The 1,064-nt window shown below is 67.2% G+C and carries 1 protein-coding gene; it reads right to left on the bottom strand.

Annotated features, from left to right (window positions below):
* Window positions 1-1,064, bottom strand: a 1,064-nt coding sequence (locus tag G9373_RS45355; protein ID WP_167121345.1) for an AMP-binding protein, incomplete at both ends; no start/stop codon positions are given.

Raw genomic sequence — 1,064 nt, 5'->3', positions numbered from 1 at the left:
CCCGCCGGGGTCAGCGGCAACGACTCCAACACCACGATCGCCGACGGCACCATGTACCCCGGCAACCGCTCCCCCACGAACCCCGACAACACCCGCGTATCGACCTCTACGCCCGGCGCCGGCAACACATACGACACCAGCCGACTACTCCCACCCCCGTCGTCATGACCAACCGTATGAGCGAACTCCACCACCGGATGCGCTGCCAACGCGGCGTCGATCTCACCCAACTCGATCCGGAACCCCCGGATCTTGACCTGAAAATCACTGCGGCCCAGAAACTCCAGAACCGGAGGCCCGTCCGGGGCGGTCACCCACCGCACCACATCACCCGTGCGATACATCCGCCCACCCGCACCGAACGGACACGCCACGAACCGCCCCGCCGTCAACCCGGCCCGACGCACATACCCGCGAGCCAAGCTGGAGCCGAGGACGTAGAGTTCGCCGCGCACCCCGGCCGGGACCGGACGCAACCGGTGGTCGAGGACGACGAGGTCGACACCCACGGTCGGTGACCCGACGGTGACCGGCTGCCCGGGCACCAACGGACCGGTCGCCGACGACATGATCGTCGTCTCACTCGGACCATACGCATTGACCATCACCCGACCCGGCGCCCACCGCGACACCAACTCCGGCGGGCACGCATCACCCGCCACCACCACCGTCTTCAGACGGTCCAGACCGCGGTGATCCAACGACGCCAATGCCGCCGGCGTGCAGAACGCATGCGTCACCTCATGTTCGGCAACAAACTCCGCCAACTCGGCGCCACCGAAAATACTGGTCGGCGCCACCACCAGCGTCGCCCCCGCACACACCGCCATCACCAACTCGAACACCGACGCATCGAAACTCGGCGACGCGAAATGCAACACCCGCGACCCCGACGACACCCCCAACCGATCCCGCTCGTCCGCAGCCAGATTCACCACACCCCGATGCGTGACCGCCACACCCTTCGGCCGACCCGTCGACCCCGAGGTGTAAATCACATACGCCGGATGATCCACCGACAACACACCCGCGCGGTCGGCGTCGGTGACCGCATCCGCCGGATA

The organism is Rhodococcus sp. A14, assembly GCF_011603105.1.
In the GTDB taxonomy this organism is placed as follows: domain Bacteria; phylum Actinomycetota; class Actinomycetes; order Mycobacteriales; family Mycobacteriaceae; genus Rhodococcus_F; species Rhodococcus_F opacus.
The sequence above is the reverse complement of the archived record's forward strand: the minus strand, read 5'-3'. Positions and strand labels throughout refer to the sequence as shown.